Here is a 15,877-nt window from a genome sequence, read left to right on the forward strand (position 1 = left end):
TCTCCTTGGCCGGCGGCGCTCAGTGCGCCTGGTAGCCGGGGTGCCAGCGCAGCCAGAATCGCTCCAGCCCGCGTGACAGCAAATCAGCCAGCTTGCCCAGCAGCGCGTAGAGCAGGATGCCCACCAGCACTACGTCGGTCTGCAGGAACTCGCGCGCATTCATGGTCATGTAGCCGATGCCCGACTGCGCCGAGATGGTCTCGGCCACGATCAGGATCACCCACATCAGGCCGAGCGAGAAACGCACGCCGACCAGGATGTTGGGCAAGGCGCCTGGCAGGATCACCTCGCGGTAAAGGCGCCAGCCCGACAGGCCGTAGCTCTTCGCCATCTCGATCAGCCCGGGGTCGACCGCGCGGATGCCGTGATACGTGTTCAGGTAGATCGGGAAGAACACGCCCAGCGATACCAGGAACAGCTTGGCGGTCTCGTCGATGCCGAACCACAGGATCACCAGCGGGATCAAAGCCAGCGGCGGAATATTGCGCACCATCTGCAAGGTGCTGTCGAGCAGGGTCGCGGCCGGGCGGAAGGTGCCGGTCAGCAGGCCCAGCGCCAGCCCGAAGCCGCCGCCAATGGTGAAGCCGAGCACGGCGCGCCAGGTGCTTACCCACACGTGGCGCCACAGTTCGCCCGTCACGGCCAGGCCCCAGGCGGCCTTCACCACATCGAGCGGCGCCGGCAGGATGCGGTTGGACAGCCAGCCCAGCTGCGAGGCCAGTTGCCACGCCACCACCAGCAGCACCGGCACGATCCACGGCGCGGCCGAGCGAGACGCATGGCGCAGCCAGTCAGGGTTGCGTGCAGGCAGGGTCAAGGGAGCGGACATGGTTGCCTCCTACCCGCGCGCCGCGCGCGGCACGATGCCGGTTGCCATGACTTCGCCAAAAGGGCCGGACAGCACCTTGCCCTGCAGCTTGTCGCGTACGGAGCGCGGCAGCAGCGGAAAAACCAGCTCGGCGAAGCGATAGGCTTCTTCCAGATGCGGGTAGCCGGAAAGCACAAAGGTATCGATGCCCAGCGCTGCGTACTCCTTGATGCGCGCCGCCACGATGTGCGGGTCGCCCACCAGTGCCGTGCCCGCGCCGCTGCGCACCAGGCCTACGCCGGCCCACAGGTTGGGGCTGATCTCCAATTCCGCGCGGCTGCGTGCGCCGCCACCGGCATGCAGCGCAGCCATGCGGCGCTGCCCTTCGGAATCCATCCTGCCGATCACCGCCTGCGCGCGCTCCACCGTCGCATCGTCGAGCTTGCTGATCAGCTGATCGGCCGCGGCCCATGCCTCGTCCTCGGTCTCGCGCACGATCACGTGCAGGCGGATGCCGAACTTCACGGTACGCCCATGGCGCGCCGCGCGCTGGCGCACGTCGGCGAGTTTCTTCGCTACCTCGGCCGGCGGCTCGCCCCAGGTCAGGTAGGTATCCACCTGCTCGGCCGCCAGCTCGTGCGCGGCAGCCGAGGAGCCGCCGAAGTACACCGGCGGATGCGGCCGCTGCAGCGGCGGGAACAACACCTTCGCGCCCTTGACCTTGAGGTGCTTGCCCTCGTAGTCGAGCTCAGCGCTTTCATGGCTGGCGGCCAGCACCTCGCGCCAGATACGGATGAACTCGGCCGAGGCTTCGTAGCGCTCGGCATGATCCAGGAACAGGCCATCGCCCTCCAGCTCCGACACATCGCCGCCGGTCACCAGGTTCACCAGCAGGCGTCCGCCCGACAGGCGGTCAAACGTCGCCGCCATGCGCGCCGCCAGCGTGGGCGCCATCAGCCCGGGGCGCACCGCCACCAGGAAGCGCAGCCGGCTGGTGACCGCGGCGAGCGTGGAGGCGACCACCCACGGATCCTCGCAGGAGCGGCCGGTGGGAATCAGCACGCCTTCGTAGCCAAGCGTATCGGCCGCGGTGGCGATCTGCTTCAGGTAATCGATATTGACCTCGCGCGCGCCCACCGAGGTGCCGAGGTAGCGGCTGTCGCCGTGCGTGGGGATAAACCAGAAGACCTGCATGTCCGTGCCTCTTCAGCTCTGTTTGTGGATCTTGGCCGCCCGGCCCTCGCCGGACGCGCCCAGGCCGATCGCCAGCAAGGCAGCGCCCAGTGCGCCGGTGACTAGCGCCACCAGCAATACGTGGCGCAGCGGCGCGCCGGCTTGGATCGGCATCGGGATAGGAATCAGGGATCGGGCACGGCAGATGCGCGGCGGGCGCGCGCCCGCCGCAGGCTGCGTCTTACTTCTTGCCAGGCTGGTAGACCTGGTCGAACGAGCCACCGTCGGCGAAGTGCGCCTTCTGCGCTTTCTGCCAGCCGCCAAAGGCCTCATCGATGGTGAACAGCTTGACCTTGGGGAAGTTGCTCGCATACTTGGCGGCAATCTTCTCCGAGATCGGGCGGTAGTAATTCTTGGCCGCGATTTCCTGGCCCTCGTCGGTGTACAGGAACTGCAGGTAGGCTTCCGCCACCTTGCGCGTGCCCTTCTTGTCCACCACCTTGTCCACCACCGCCACCGGCGGCTCGGCCAGGATGGAGATCGACGGCGCAACGATGTCGAACTTGTCCGGGCCCAGCTCCTTGATCGCCAGGATGGCCTCGTTTTCCCAGGCAATCAGCACATCGCCCAGGCCGCGCTCGACAAAGGTCGTAGTGGCGCCGCGGGCGCCGGAATCCAGCACCGGCACGTTCTTCAGCAGCTGGCCGACGAACTCCTTGGCCTTCTGCTCGTTGCCGCCCGGCTGGCGCAGCGCGTAGCCCCAGGCCGCCAGGTAGTTCCAGCGCGCGCCGCCCGAGGTCTTCGGGTTAGGCGTGATCACCTGCACGCCCGGCTTGACCAGGTCGTTCCAGTCCTTGATGCCCTTGGGGTTGCCCTTGCGCACCAGGAACACGATGGTCGAGGTATAGGGCGACGCATTGTGCGGCAGGCGCTTTTGCCAGTCCGGCTTGAGCAAGCCCTTCTCGGCGATGGCGTCGATGTCATAGCCCAGCGCCAGCGTGACCACATCCGCATCCAGCCCATCGATCACCGAACGCGCCTGCTTGCCCGAGCCGCCGTGCGACTGGCGGATGGTCAGCGCGTCGCCGCCCTTGGCCTTCCACGCCTTGGCGAAGGCCGCATTCACGTCCACATACAGCTCCCGCGTGGGATCGTACGAAACGTTCAAGAGGGCGGTGTTGGCCCACGCGGTCTGGGTGGAACCGATGACGGCCAGTGCCGCGAGTCCGATGGCCAGCTTGCGAATCATGTGTCTTGCTCCCGTATTCTCGTCGTGAAATGGCGCGCTCGCGCCGCGTTTCATGGCCCTCCTTGCGTGGGAAGGCTTGTGTCAGGGAGGAAGACTACCGAGGGGGCTATGTGAAAGGAACGAATGGTTTCGCCGATCCTTGCACGTTTTCCGCATAAGAATTTGCGGAAATATGGGCATGCCGTAGGGGGATGGTCGAAGGTGCAGTCCTGCCGCGAATGATGTCCCAAAGACTGCTGCCGCACAGCGTAGGGCATCCGGGGCCTGCATGCGTCGCGTTCCCGCGATCCCGGCAGGCGCAGCATCGCCCCGTTCAACGTCACAGGCCCATCTGGCCCGCTCCCGGCAACAAGGAGAGGGTGCATGGGGGCCCGCGTGCTACGGATAGCGCCGACGATTGGTCTTCAGGGAACCAATGCGTATAATTCTCATTTGCAATTGCCGTGTTGGCGAGAGCGCATCTCACCGTACCCCGGTGGGGCTGATCGTTTTAGCGACGGATTTCAAACCTACACGACATGAAGAACTTGATCATTTATCTGACATTACTATCCGCTATCGGCGGCGCCCAATCATTTGCCAGCACAGATGTCGATCAAATTGACCGTGACAAGGAGAAACTGGCGAATGCCAGTACTTTCTCGCTTGGCATGGTGGGATTCACTGGACATATCAGCGAAAGCGAGAAGATCTATAGAAAGATACTAAAAAACAGGGAGGCGAATGAGATCTTCAAGGAAATAATAAGATCCAAAGAATCTACAAATGAAGCAAAACTCTATGCCGCGTGCGGACTCCGCACGTTATCCCCGTCCCTATTCAAGAAGGAAGCATCCGACATTCTTCCAAATGGCGGTTCAGCCAGCGTATTGAGAGCAGACATTCTCAACAAGGAGAAAATGACCGACCTGATCGAATCAATCGGCAAAAACGGCTGCAATCAACTTGGCAAACAATAAAATCACAAAATATGTAAACCACCGAAATTTGCAGCCTCCATTTGTCGTTCACCATGGAGGCCCGTTTGTGTCAGCCTGCAAGACTATCAACCTGCGCCCTTCACGCGGGCAGGCCACTGGCCATCGGCGATCAGCGAGCGCACCGTATCCATCAGCAGGTCCAGCACGGCCGAGACGGCGATTGACAGCGGCATGGTGGCGGACCGGCACAGATAGACGGGGCGCGACATGCTCGGTTGGGTGATCCGCGCCGCGGACAGCAAGCCATTGCGCAACTCGGCGCAGACCGATGCGTAGGAAAGGATCGTGCACCCCACGCCTTGCGCGGCGAGATTGATGAGCTGCGGAATGGCATTCACCTCCGCCAGCACCGAGAGCTCGACATGATGAGCACGCAGATAGCCATCGATCAATGCGCGCAGGCCATGCTCGGCCGCAGGCAGGATCATGGGGAAGCGCTGAAGGTCCTTGAACCGGACTGCTTTGGTCAGTTCTGCTCCGGTCTTGCGGGCATCGGCGAACTGGCCCGGAGGCGCCAGCAAGACGAGATCCTCGTCGACAACGTGCTCGAACAGCAGGCCGGAGCCGGCATCCGCCTGGAAGGTCAGGCCAAGATCGATGCGCCCGCTCAGCAGGTGATCGGGGATATACCCGGTGCTTAGCTCGACCACCTGCAACTGGACCTTAGGCCAGCGCCGGATGGTTTCGCGCACCAGCGGCACGGTCAGTATCTTCGCCATGGATTGAGGCAGGCCGATTGCGACCCTGCCGGCCGGATCGGTCATCAGGTCACGTACGTCCTCGCACGCGACGTCGAGCCGCTTGAGGATATCCCTGGCGTGGCTCTCGAATCTCAGCCCCGCGGCGGTCTGGACAACGCCCTTGTGGCTGCGCATGAAGAGAGCCACGCCCAGATCCTGTTCGATGTGCTTGATCTGCAGGCTCAGCGCCGGCTGCGCCAGATGCATGTTCTCCGCGGCCCGGGAAATCGATCCCGCCGATACCACGGCCAGAAAGCACCTGAGTCCACGTATATCGATCGACATAAGCCAGTCTCCGCATGCCGCGCCACGGGGCCCGCCGGTCGGCGGCACGGTGGCAAGATGGCTGGGTATAGCACAGATATATAGTCACTATCAAATATCTATCTTGGACATATAGCCTGCTGCCGGCCATAGTGACGCCAGCTTCCGCGCACCGCACGCGGATTCCAAGACAGATGATCCACGGAGACACCATGGCACTCAGCCGCCGTACATTCCTGACGGGCGCAGCCGCATCCTTGCTCACCCGCCCGCTCCTTGCGGAGCAATGGCCGTCGCGACCGGTCAAGCTTGTCGTCCCGTTCGCCGCGGGTGGCCCCGGGGACTTCGTGGCACGCCTGATTGCCATACCGCTGGGCAATCGGCTCGGCCAGCCCGTGGTGGTCGAGAACAAGCCCGGCGCCGGCGGCAATCTCGGCACGCAGACTGTGCTCGACGCCAATGCCGACGGCTATACGCTGCTGCTGAACACGGTCGGCATGCACGCCGTCAATCCGCTGCTGTTCCCCGACTTGCGCTTCCGCCCGCAACGCGACCTGGTGGCCATCGGCGTGGTGGCGACGGTGCCGAACGTGCTGGTGGTGCACCCGAGCAAGCTGGGCGTCAACACCCTTGCGGACCTGGTGCGCATCGGCAAGCAGCGGCCGAACAATCTCACCTACGCCACCTTCGGCGCCGGCAGCTCGCCGCATATCTATGGCGCGCTGCTGCAGAAGGAGGCGGGCTTCAGCGCGGTGGCCGTGCCCTACAAGGGCAGCGCGCCGGCAAGCACCGATGTCATGGCCGGGAATGTGGATTTCCTCTTCGACAGCATGACCACCTCCATCGGCCAGATACAGGGCGGCAAGCTCAAGGCGCTGGCGATCACCGCCGCGGCGCGCTCGCCCCTGCTGCCGGATGTGCCGACGCTGCAGGAAGCCGGCTATCCCGCGCTGGACCTGAAGTTCTGGCTGTCCCTGCAGGCCAGCGCGAAGACGCCGCCCGCCCTTGTCGAGAAGCTGCGCCAGGCCGTGGCGCAAAGCGCAAGCGATCCGGGCTATGGCAGTGCGCTGATTGCACGTGGGGCGGAGCCGTTTCACATGGCGCCCGCCGATTTGCAGGCCTATGTGAATCGCGACGCTGCGCGATGGACGGCCCTGGCCCGGTCCATCGACATCAAGCCCGAGTAGCCGCCCGGCTTCCCATTGCGACAACACGACGGCGGACTTGCACCCGCAAGCCTGGGCGGAGTCCGCCGTCGACCTGTTTCGGAGACACATTCATGATCGCATTGCAGGGCATTCGCGTCCTCGATCTGAGCAAGGTGCTGGCCGGCCCCTTGTGCGGGCAGTACCTGGGCGAACTGGGCGCCGAGGTCATCAAGGTCGAACCGGTCGGTAGCGGCGACGATACGCGCGCCTGGCTGCCGCAGGATCGCGGGCAGTCCGCCACCTTCCTGGCCGTCAACCACAACAAGCGCAGCCTCGCCGTCGACCTCAAGACCAGCGAAGGCAGGCAGATCGTGCAAGCGCTGGCGGCCAAGGCGGACGTCGTGCTGCAGGGCTTCGGCGGCGGCGCCGCCGCCAGGCTCGGCGTGGACTACGACACGCTGTCCGCCCTGAACCCGGCGCTGATCTACTGCGAGATTTCCGGCTACGGCCGCTCGGGGCCCCTGGGCCAGGAGCCCGGCTACGACGTCATGCTGCAGGCATTCAGCGGCATGATCAGCACCATGGGCCAGCCCGGCGGGCAGCATGCACGCGCCAGCTTCTCTCCGGTCGACCTTGGCACCGGCATGCATGCGTTCAGCGGCATCCTGGCCGCGCTGATCGAGCGGCAGAAGACCGGCCGCGGCATGCACCTGGAGGTGTCCCTGCTGGATACGGCCATGGGTTTCATGGGCTATCTCGCCCAGAACTACTGGCTCAGCGGCAAGGTGCCGCGGCCTATGGGCACCGCGCATCCGGCCATGGCGCCCTACCAGGTGTTCGACGCAGCCGACGGGCCGGTGATGATCGGCGTGGGCAACGACGCGCAGTGGCGGCGCTTCTGCCCGGTCGCCGGGCTGCAGGATGTCGTCGACGCGCCGCGCTTCGCCACCAACGCGGCCCGCGTCGCGCACTTCGCCGAGACGGTCGAGATGGTCCAGGCGCGCATCCGTACCCAGCCGGTGGCCTACTGGCTGGACGCGCTGCGCAAGGCGGGCGTGGCCTGCTCCCCGATTCACACGCTGGACCAGGCGCTGGCACACCCGCAAGTGGCCGAGCGCGCGCTGATCGCCGAATCCGAGCATCCGGTGCTGGGCAAGGTGCGGAATATGGGCTTGCCCGTTCGCTTTCGCGGCGGCAGCCGGCAAGCGCACCGCGCGCCGCCTTTGCTGGGCCAGCACACGGACGAGATCCTGTTGCAGGCGGGCTACACGCCCGAGTCCATCGAACAATTCAAGGCGCGCGGCGTGGTTGCCTGCGCCGAAGCCAATGACACCCACGGCCTGTCCACGGCCGCATGAATCCAGGAATAGCCATGCCGTCAGTCAAGTATGAAGTACGCGACAGGGTCGCCGAGATCCTCCTCGATAGCGCGCCCGTCAATGCCCTGAACGAGGCCATGATCGACGATTTGCTGCTCGCGCTGCGGCGCGCGGCCCAGGATGATTCGGTCAGGGCCGTCATACTGGGCAGCGCCCTGCCCCGGCGCTTCTGCGCCGGCCTGAGGCTGGATGCGCTGCATGGCGCGCCGCCGGCGCGGGTCCACGGCCTGGTCGACAAGCTGTACAACGATCTGTGCGACGCGCAATTCCACCTCGGCAAGCCGTCCATTGCCGCCGTGAACGGCACCGCCCGCGGCGGCGGCATGACGCTGGCAATCTCCTGCGACATGATCGTCGCCGCCGACACGGCCACCTTCGGCTACCCGGAAATCGACGTCGGGCTGACTCCCGCCATCCACTACACACACCTGCCACGCGTGATTGGCCGCCACCGCGCGTTCGACCTGCTTTTCACCGGACGCGCGTTCGACGCCGCCGAGGCCATGTCCCTCGGGCTGGTCAGCCGCGTGGTGCCCGAGCAGGACGTCATGCGCGAGGCCAGGGCGCTTGCCCAGACGCTGTGCGCGAAATCGCCCGTCGTCGTCAGGATGGGACGCAAGGCCTTCATGCACGCCAATGACAACGGCTACCGGCGCGGCGTGGCCTCGGCAGTGGAAAGCTTCGGCAATGTAGTGGCGACGGACGACGCGAGGGAAGGCATCGCCGCGTTCGTGGAGAAGCGCAAGCCATCCTGGCAAGCCTGATCGTCCCGATCTCAACGAAAGCGGAGTGCACGCATGCGATTTCCAGGAACCCTGCGCCGGAGCACCCCAATCTTCCTTGCCCTCCTCGCGGCCCAGCCGACCGGCACCGACGGCGCACTGACGGGACTCGCGCAGGTGCGCGCGGGGACGGTACGGCTCAACGCCGGAAGTCAGCGAACTCGCGCCGAACCGGAGCACCTGCGTGCTGGCCATGCGTACAACGGTGCATAACCAGTCCGCGGTGCTTGTGCTGGAAGGCACGCAGCGCTACCTGTTGAAGAAGCGCCAGCCGGACTAGGTTCCTGCCGCAACCTGGAGTCCAGGGCCAGCGGTGCTCTCCTTGCGGCACCAGGGGAGGCAGCCACACCTGCCGCCCGCTCCCTGGGCCGCCGTGGCTACCCGGCGGTACAATTCCGCCGGTCTTGCTCACCCATCACACCGACACGGGATTGTGCTGCCCTTGCCTGCCGCCTTTGGCGTGGCGCAGTGCCGGCAACATCTCGGAAGGCTCCGGCCGGTGCGTGTAGTCAGGATTGACCTCGGCATAGAGGATGGTCCCATCCTGCCCGATCACGTAGCGCGCCGGCATCGGCAGCGTCCAGCTCGCGTCGCCGTTGAACGCCGGCAGGTCGTTCTTCAGTTGCTTGTACAGATCCACCAGATAGTCCGGCAGTGCGAAGCGCAAGCCAAACGCGGCAGCCACGTCGTTATGCGTGTCGCTGAGGATGGGGAAGCTCAGCTTGTTGGTGCGCACGGACTTGCGGCTATTGACTGCGTTCTGCGGCGAAATGGCCACCACGCTGGCGCCGGCTTGCCTGAACGCCGGCACGGCCTCTTCCAGCGCCTGCAGTTCCATATTGCAATACGGGCACCACACCCCGCGGTAGAAGCTGACGATGAGAGGCCCTTGCGCCAGCAGTGCCTCCGAGGAAACCGGTGCGCCCTCCGGGTCCGTCAGCGTGAAGACGGGCGCCTTGTCCCCCGCCTTCAGCGCGCGGCCTGCTTGTCCCGAGGCAATCAGTTCAGCGGTGGCCCGCTCCATGATGGGATGGATTTCCGGTGGTGCGAAATACGGCGCCTTGCCGGCCTTGAAGTCCGCCTTGAAGGCGTCGAGTTTTTGCTGCAGTGACATGATGACTACTCCATCTGATCCAAGTAAGCTGCTCGATGCGAAGGTGCACGTTGCTGGAATCATGTTCGGTCAAGCCGCTTCACGGCGGTAGGCGAGCCGCGGGAATATGATTCATTCTTTTGAGGCATAACCCGGCGGCAATCCAATGAGAGGAAACACATCGTGGACAGGATGACTGCCATGGAAACATTCGTTGCCGTCATCGAGGCAGGCTCTTTCTCGGGCGCCGCGCGGCTGCTGAAGGTCGGGCAGCCCTCCGTATCGAAGTCGGTCGCACAGCTGGAAGACCAGCTTGGCGTGCGGCTGCTCGTGCGGTCCACCCGCGGCCTGTCGCCGACCGAAGCAGGAAAGAATTTCTACGAGCACGCCAAGCGCGCGATCGAGGAAGCGGATGCGGCGGAGCATGCGGCCAGGGGCTCGGGCGCAAGCCTCTCCGGCCGCCTGCGCGTGACCGCGGCCGTCACCTTCGCGCGGCTGCATATCGTCCCGCACCTCAAAGCCTTCCTGGCCGAGCATCCGCAACTGGTGGTGGACGTGCTGCTGGAGGATGGCAATATCGACCTGCTCGAGCATGGGGTGGATGTCGCCCTGCGCATGGGCGCGCTGCGAGATTCGGCCATGACCGCCAGGAAGATCGCGCAAAGCCGGCGGGTCGTGGTCGGCACGCCGCGCTACTTCGCCGCTGCCGGCGAGCCAAAGGTGCCCGCCGACTTGCTCGCGCATGAGGCCATCGTCTACGACCGCGAGGGCGGCGGCGATGCCTGGGCATTCCACCGGGGCGGCGCCGAGGTATCCGTCGAGGTGTCCGGCCGCTTGCGGGTCACGGCCGCCGAGGGCGTACGCGCCGCGGTGCTCGCGGATATCGGCGTGGCGATCGGCTCCGAATGGATGTTCGCGCCGGAACTGGCCAGCGGCGAAGTCAGGCAGGTGCTCGCCGAATGGACGCTGGCGCCGGTCGACCTCTGGGCGGTATTTCCGACCGGCCGCATGGCCAGCGCCAAGGTCAAGGCTTTTGTCGCGTTCGTGGAAGCGGCACTGCGCCTGGACATCGCTTAGCGAAGAGAAAAAACTAGTCCGCGTGAAATGCCGGCAGGACTTCGGCGGCCAATTCTTCAATCACCTCGCGCGGCGCACGTTCGGATGCCTGCAGGTTGAGCGAAACATGATGCGTGCCGCTGCCGCGCATGTCCCGCAGCAACTCCCTCAGCCCATTTCGCCCGGTGCGATAGCCAAGCGAGATTGCGGTAGGCGGCTCGCCGGCATCGGCGCTCAGGTCCAGTTGCATCGCCACGCCAAAGGCGCGGAACTGCCCGGGCGCGGCACGCTCAACCGCCGTGCGCCACATGCGATAGCGCTCCCGCTGCACCGCGGGCTCGCGGTGATAGGTCATCCAGCCGATGGCATGGCGCGCGATCCAGTCGACGCTCTGCCCGCCCGAGCCCACGGCCAGCAAGGGAATGGCCGCGGGGAGCCTGGGGAGCAGGAAAAACTCGGGCGTGTCGTCATGGACCTGATCCGGGATCACCCGGGAAGGCGCTCCCACCGCCGCCGCCACCGTCTCCCAGTGACGCAGGTACAAATCGCGCCGTGCGGCCGTAGCCTGCCCAAACGCAGCGTACTCGGCAGGACGGTCGCCAGAACCCAGGCCGAGCACAAAGCGGCCCTGCGACAACGCGCTGACTGAAATCGCCCCTTTGGCGACATGCAGCGGATGCCGCAGCGTCAGCACGATGGCGCCGCTCACCAGCGCGATGCGCTCGGTCTGGCTGGCCAGCGCGCCAAGGAACACCCAGGGATCGAGATGCCCGACCGGGTCCGGGTAGTCGGCGCTGTTCAGCGGCACGTCGCGCACCCACAATGCGCGGAAGCCGAGTGCGTCGGCGAGCTTGGCCAGCGCCACCTGCTCGCGGAAGTCCGCGACGACCTGGCCGGATTGCAGCATCGGCAAGGTCAGGCCGAGCGAGAGGCGGCCTTCCTGGAACACGCGGTCTTGCACGGCAGCGTTGTGCGGCGAAGGGGCTTGTGTCTGAGGCATTCGAGTCCTCCGGAGGGACTTGCGGGTCGCTGGCCCGTTTGCGGGGACCGTCCGGCATATTAGCAGTCGCCACGCGCTGGCCGCTGCGCACAACCGGGTGAGCCGGGCGGATAGGAACCCATAGCGCCGGGCGGACAAGCGGCAAAGAAAAAGCCCGCCCCACTTGCGTGGCGCGGGCCAAGTTTCCGTATGCTGGAAACGGGTAGACAAGTCATGAAGAGCGCCCCCGCATCTCCATGACGGAAACCATCTTAGCGGGGCGCACCATTCTGGTTCTTGACCCATGTCAAATGGGCGCCCGGTTTGTGCAAAGGAGGTACGGCGGATGTATGGAGCTTGTATGGATTCGCCAGCTTCAGGTCAGGTCAAGCCAGGTCATCGAGCTTGACCGCAAAGCCGCGCTGCACGCCGGGACGCGCAAACAGGGCGTCATACCACCGCTTGACATTGGGGAACGCCTCCAGCGGGACCTGATGGCGCTCGTGGCGCCACGCCCAGCCCAGAATCGCGAAATCCGCCACGGACAGGTCGCCGGCCACGTATTCCACTTCCGCCAGGCGCCGGTCCAGCACGCCGTAGAGGCGCCGCGTTTCTTCCGAATAGCGCTTAAGCCCATAGTGCCGGTCGGCCTCCGGCTCGACCGTGCGGAAGTGATGCACCTGGCCCGGCATGGGCCCGAAGCCGCCCATCTGCCACATCAGCCACTCCAGCACCGGCACGCGCTCACGCAGGCTCGCGGGCAGGAACTTGCCGGTCTTCTCGGCAAGGTAAAGCAGGATCGCGCCGGATTCGAAGACGCTGATCGGTTGTCCATCGGGGCCATCGGCATCGACGATGGCCGGGATCCGGTTGTTGGGGCTGATGCGCAGGAAATCCGGCTGGTGCTGCTCGCCCTTGGTGATGTTCACCGTCTTGACGGTATAAGGCAGCGCCATTTCCTCGAGCGCGACGCTGATCTTGCGTCCGTTCGGCGTGTTCCAGGTGTGCAGGGTGATAGTCATGGGAATCGGTCCGTGATGAAGGTATCCAGGCTCAGCTTAGCGGCGCCGCGACGTACTGGCGGAAGCCGGCACGCTCGGCAACGCGCGCATACCAGCGCTCGATATGGCGCAGTGCGGGACGGTCGATCTGGCCGTCCAGGCCGAACCAGCGGCGCGCGTAGGCGCCCAGCACCAGGTCGGCGAGCGTGAAGACGCCGCCTTCCATATAGTCGCGCCCTTCCAGGTGCTGGTCGAGCATCCGCCACAGTCCCGCCACCACGCCGGCTTCGGCGGTGAGGCGAGCCACATCGCGCTCGGCGGCGGGCGTGCGCACAAAGCCCCAGAAGACCGGCCGTTCCGCCGGCTGCAAGGTCGACAGCGACCAGTCCAGCCAGCGGTCCACGCTGGCGCGCACCTTGGGCGCGGCCGGGTACAGCGCGCCTGCCTTGCCATATTCCATGGCGAGGTAGCGCAGGATGGAATTCGACTCCCACAGCACAAAATCGCCATCGATGATGGTCGGGACGCGCCCGTTAGGATTCATGGCGAGATAGTCGGGCTCGTTGTTGCCGCCGAATTGCATGCCGGCGTCGATCCGCTGGAACGGCAAGCCAAGTTCTTCGCAAGCCCACAGTACTTTCTGCACATTGACCGAATTCGCACGGCCCCAGATCGTCAGCATTCGATGCGTCCCCGTTGAAGATTCCCGCGTTTCGCGGAAGCCTTCAACGATACACCAAGGCGCGGATCGGGGCCTCGGCGTCGCTCGGCCGGATCACTACCGCTGCGGCATGTCCGCGGCCGAGTAACCCAGGCTGACCGTGGCGTCCTGCGGAATCGGCGGCATGCCCGCATTCCACGCTAGCCACGCCTCGCGCATCGCCGCCAGCCGCTGGGGCTCGCGTTTTGCCAGGTTGGCGCGCTCGCGCTCATCGCGGCTGAGATCGAACAGGTACTCGTGTCCGTCCACCTGCAGGTACTTCCAGTCGCCGTCGCGCAGCGCGCGCTGGTCGCGGTGGTTCATGCGCCAGTGCAGCGGACGGTGGAAGCGGTGCGCCGCATCGCGCAGCAACGGCATCAGCGACACGCCGTCGAGCGGGTAGCCGGCATCGGCCTGCACGCCCGCCGCGTCCAGCATCGTGGCCGACCAGTCCATCGTCATGCAGTGCTGCGCGCTGGCGCCGCCCGGCGCGATCACCGCGGGCCAGTGCGCGATCCACGGCACGCGGATGCCCCCTCGGTCAGGTCCATCTTGCCGCCCACCAGCGGCCAGTTGTCCGAGAAGCGCTCGCCGCCGTTGTCACTGGTAAAGACGATCAGCGTGTTGTCGAGCTGGCCGAGCTGGCGCAGCGCCCGCACCAGCCAGCCGATGCCCTCATCCATGTGGCCGATCATGCGCCGGTAAGTGTGGATGTTGCCGCCGTCGAGATGGAAGAGGTTGTTGCTGACCTGCGGCGCCAGCGCGGCGTCGTCGCGGGTTTCCCACGGCCAGTGCGGCGCGGTGTAGTGCAGGCTCAGGAAAAACGGTGCGCCCTGCGCGCTCATGCGCGTCACGTAATCCACCGCGCGCCGCGACAGCAGATCGGTCAGGTAGCCGGCCTCCTGGTGCGCCGCGTCGTTGTGCCACAGGTCGTGGCGGCCGCTGGAATCGCAGTGCGTGAAGTAATCGACACCGCCCGCCATGGGCCCGAAAAACTCCTGGTAGCCCGACAGCAGCGGCCCGAACGCCGGTGCAAAGCCCAGGTGCCATTTGCCGATCAGCGCCGTGCGGTAGCCCTGCGCCTGCAGCAGCGAGGGCAAGGTGGGATGCGCCGGCGGCAGGCCCAGCGTGTTGTTGCCGCGGCTCTTGCTGTTGATCGGCTCCTCCGCCGCGCCGCGCAGCCGGTACTGATAGCGCGCCGTCATCAGCGCAAAGCGCGTGGGAGAGCACACCGGCGAGTTGGCATAGCCCTGCGTGAGCATCAGGCCGTTGGCGGCCAGGCTGTCGAGCACCGGAGACACCGGCACGCGCCCGCCATAGCAGCCCAGGTCCGCATAGCCGAGGTCGTCGGCGACGATATAGATCAGGTTCGGTTTCATTCGACCTTCATGCCGGTAGCGACGATGAGTTGACGATAACGATCGGACAGTTCCGACAAGCGCCGCGCGGCGGCCGCGCCCGTGACGCCTTCGGGCTGCAGGTCCAGCGCCTGCATGCGTGCCTGCACATCCGGCCGCGCCAGCGCATCGCCGATGGCACGCTCAAGCACGCGCACCACCGGCTCGGGCGTGGCCGCCGGCACCATCGCCACATACAGTACCTCATGCTCCAGGTCCTTCATGCCCAGCTCCGCCACGGTGGCGATGCCCGGCGCCAGCCGCGAGGCGCTGGCGGCTGGTCACCGCCAGCGCCGTCACCTTGCCCGCCTTGACGAAGGGCAGCATGCTGGGCGTGGCCAGGAAGCCGCCATCCACCTCGCTGCCCACCACAGCGGTCACCGCCGGCGTGCTGCCCTTGTAAGGCACATGGTTCAGCCTGAGGCCGGTGGCGCGCTGGAACTCCTCGATGGCCAGGTGGCCCGGGCTGCCGCTGCCGCCGGAGCTGAAGTTCAAGCGCTTCGCCTTGGCCTGCTTGACCAGGTCCGGCAAGGAGGCGATGCCCGACGACGGGGACGTGCCTACCAGCAAACCCGAACTGGCCAGGATCATCAAGGGCTTGAGCTCGCCGGGCCGGAACGGCATGGTGCTGTAGATATGCGGGTTGACGGTAAAGGTGGTATCGATGCCGAACAGCACCGCGTAGCCATCGGCCGGGCTCTTGGCCACCGCGCCCGCGCCCAGGTTACCGCCCGCCCCCGGCTTGTTCTCGACCACAAAGGCCTGCTTGAGCTCGCCCTGCAGCACCTCGGCCACCGAGCGGGCCAGCAGGTCGGACGGGCCGCCCGGCGGGAACGCGTTGACGAAGCGCACCGGCTTGGCCGGATAGCGCTCCTGGGCGTGCGCCGCGAGTCCCGGCGCGCAGAGCAGCAGCGCAAGGGTTGCGGCCCGCAGCGGGGCGGAAAGGCGATGGAACATGGCGTGGTCTCCGTTGTTATGATGGCGCCGGCTGGCACCAGCTTGCTGGCGCCTACGTGCCGCACAACTGTACGTGCCATGCCATCGATTGTTCTAATCAATCATTCCCAGACCCATCGCCAGTCCATCGCGGCTAGCCGGCCACGCCCGGATGGACAGGTTGCACGCGAT

General features: G+C 65.9%; 16 protein-coding genes and 1 pseudogene. 5 read left to right on the plus strand and 12 right to left on the minus strand.

Annotation, left to right across the window (positions count from 1 at the left end; translation table 11 throughout):
- Nucleotides 1-19: 19 nt before the first annotated feature.
- The 4 genes from ssuC to OMK73_RS18650 all read right to left on the minus strand — a co-directional run bounded on the left by ssuC (nucleotide 20) and on the right by OMK73_RS18650 (nucleotide 3,230).
- Nucleotides 20-829, minus strand: coding sequence for an aliphatic sulfonate ABC transporter permease SsuC (ssuC, locus tag OMK73_RS18635; RefSeq protein WP_267603440.1), 810 nt, complete (start codon nucleotides 827-829; stop codon nucleotides 20-22).
- 9 nt (nucleotides 830-838) lie between these two features.
- Nucleotides 839-2,002: an FMNH2-dependent alkanesulfonate monooxygenase gene (gene ssuD, locus OMK73_RS18640; RefSeq protein ID WP_267603441.1), complete on the minus strand. Its 1,164-nt coding sequence runs from the start codon at nucleotides 2,000-2,002 to the stop codon at nucleotides 839-841.
- A gap of 12 nt (nucleotides 2,003-2,014) precedes the next feature.
- Nucleotides 2,015-2,155: a hypothetical protein gene (locus OMK73_RS18645; RefSeq protein ID WP_267603442.1), complete on the minus strand. Its 141-nt coding sequence runs from the start codon at nucleotides 2,153-2,155 to the stop codon at nucleotides 2,015-2,017.
- Between the two features lie 67 nt (nucleotides 2,156-2,222).
- Nucleotides 2,223-3,230: a sulfate ABC transporter substrate-binding protein gene (locus OMK73_RS18650; RefSeq protein ID WP_043347114.1), complete on the minus strand. Its 1,008-nt coding sequence runs from the start codon at nucleotides 3,228-3,230 to the stop codon at nucleotides 2,223-2,225.
- Between the two features lie 518 nt (nucleotides 3,231-3,748).
- On the opposite strand from OMK73_RS18650, the gene mchS3 reads away from it, so the two are divergent.
- The gene (mchS3, locus tag OMK73_RS18655; RefSeq protein ID WP_267603443.1) at nucleotides 3,749-4,189 is read left to right on the plus strand and encodes an MchS3 family protein; all 441 of its coding nucleotides are present in this window, start codon (nucleotides 3,749-3,751) and stop codon (nucleotides 4,187-4,189) included.
- An 86-nt stretch (nucleotides 4,190-4,275) separates the two neighbouring features.
- On the opposite strand, the gene OMK73_RS18660 is transcribed toward mchS3, so the two are convergent.
- Nucleotides 4,276-5,235 carry a LysR family transcriptional regulator gene (locus OMK73_RS18660; RefSeq protein WP_267603444.1) on the minus strand — a complete coding sequence of 320 codons (960 nt, stop codon included), beginning with the start codon at nucleotides 5,233-5,235 and terminating at the stop codon, nucleotides 4,276-4,278.
- A 191-nt stretch (nucleotides 5,236-5,426) separates the two neighbouring features.
- On the opposite strand from OMK73_RS18660, the gene OMK73_RS18665 reads away from it, so the two are divergent.
- The 3 genes from OMK73_RS18665 to OMK73_RS18675 all read left to right on the plus strand — a co-directional run bounded on the left by OMK73_RS18665 (nucleotide 5,427) and on the right by OMK73_RS18675 (nucleotide 8,505).
- Nucleotides 5,427-6,401: a Bug family tripartite tricarboxylate transporter substrate binding protein gene (locus tag OMK73_RS18665; RefSeq protein ID WP_267603445.1), complete on the plus strand. Its 975-nt coding sequence runs from the start codon at nucleotides 5,427-5,429 to the stop codon at nucleotides 6,399-6,401.
- Between the two features lie 92 nt (nucleotides 6,402-6,493).
- Nucleotides 6,494-7,720 carry a CaiB/BaiF CoA transferase family protein gene (locus tag OMK73_RS18670; protein WP_267603446.1) on the plus strand — a complete coding sequence of 409 codons (1,227 nt, stop codon included), beginning with the start codon at nucleotides 6,494-6,496 and terminating at the stop codon, nucleotides 7,718-7,720.
- 14 nt (nucleotides 7,721-7,734) lie between these two features.
- Nucleotides 7,735-8,505, plus strand: a complete 771-nt coding sequence (locus OMK73_RS18675; RefSeq protein ID WP_267603447.1) for an enoyl-CoA hydratase/isomerase family protein — start codon at nucleotides 7,735-7,737, stop codon at nucleotides 8,503-8,505.
- Nucleotides 8,506-8,938: 433 nt separating this feature from the next.
- Here OMK73_RS18675 and OMK73_RS18680 read toward each other — a convergent pair whose 3' ends face one another.
- Nucleotides 8,939-9,637, minus strand: a complete 699-nt coding sequence (locus OMK73_RS18680; protein ID WP_267603448.1) for a peroxiredoxin-like family protein — start codon at nucleotides 9,635-9,637, stop codon at nucleotides 8,939-8,941.
- 162 nt (nucleotides 9,638-9,799) lie between these two features.
- Here OMK73_RS18680 and OMK73_RS18685 point away from each other — a divergent pair, with 162 nt between their 5' ends.
- Nucleotides 9,800-10,693, plus strand: coding sequence for a LysR family transcriptional regulator (locus OMK73_RS18685; RefSeq protein WP_267603449.1), 894 nt, complete (start codon nucleotides 9,800-9,802; stop codon nucleotides 10,691-10,693).
- A 13-nt stretch (nucleotides 10,694-10,706) separates the two neighbouring features.
- Here OMK73_RS18685 and OMK73_RS18690 read toward each other — a convergent pair whose 3' ends face one another.
- The 6 genes and pseudogenes from OMK73_RS18690 to OMK73_RS18715 form a co-directional block, all read right to left on the minus strand.
- On the minus strand, nucleotides 10,707-11,672 hold the full coding sequence (locus OMK73_RS18690; protein WP_267603450.1) for an LLM class oxidoreductase: 966 nt from the start codon (nucleotides 11,670-11,672) through the stop codon (nucleotides 10,707-10,709).
- Between the two features lie 365 nt (nucleotides 11,673-12,037).
- On the minus strand, nucleotides 12,038-12,673 hold the full coding sequence (locus OMK73_RS18695; RefSeq protein WP_267603451.1) for a glutathione S-transferase family protein: 636 nt from the start codon (nucleotides 12,671-12,673) through the stop codon (nucleotides 12,038-12,040).
- Nucleotides 12,674-12,704: 31 nt separating this feature from the next.
- Nucleotides 12,705-13,334: a glutathione S-transferase family protein gene (locus tag OMK73_RS18700; RefSeq protein WP_267603452.1), complete on the minus strand. Its 630-nt coding sequence runs from the start codon at nucleotides 13,332-13,334 to the stop codon at nucleotides 12,705-12,707.
- Nucleotides 13,335-13,430: 96 nt separating this feature from the next.
- Nucleotides 13,431-14,731: pseudogene (locus OMK73_RS18705) on the minus strand (sulfatase).
- Nucleotides 14,728-14,973 carry a tripartite tricarboxylate transporter substrate-binding protein gene (locus OMK73_RS18710; RefSeq protein WP_267603453.1) on the minus strand — a complete coding sequence of 82 codons (246 nt, stop codon included), beginning with the start codon at nucleotides 14,971-14,973 and terminating at the stop codon, nucleotides 14,728-14,730. Before OMK73_RS18710 ends, OMK73_RS18705 begins: the two are co-directional and overlap by 4 nt.
- Nucleotides 14,954-15,706 (minus strand): Bug family tripartite tricarboxylate transporter substrate binding protein, encoded by a 753-nt coding sequence (locus OMK73_RS18715; RefSeq protein WP_267603454.1) that lies wholly within the window; start codon nucleotides 15,704-15,706, stop codon nucleotides 14,954-14,956. Before OMK73_RS18715 ends, OMK73_RS18710 begins: the two co-directional genes overlap by 20 nt.
- Between the last annotated feature and the right edge of the window lie 171 nt (nucleotides 15,707-15,877).

This window comes from Cupriavidus sp. D39 (genome assembly GCF_026627925.1).
Taxonomy (GTDB): domain Bacteria; phylum Pseudomonadota; class Gammaproteobacteria; order Burkholderiales; family Burkholderiaceae; genus Cupriavidus; species Cupriavidus ulmosensis.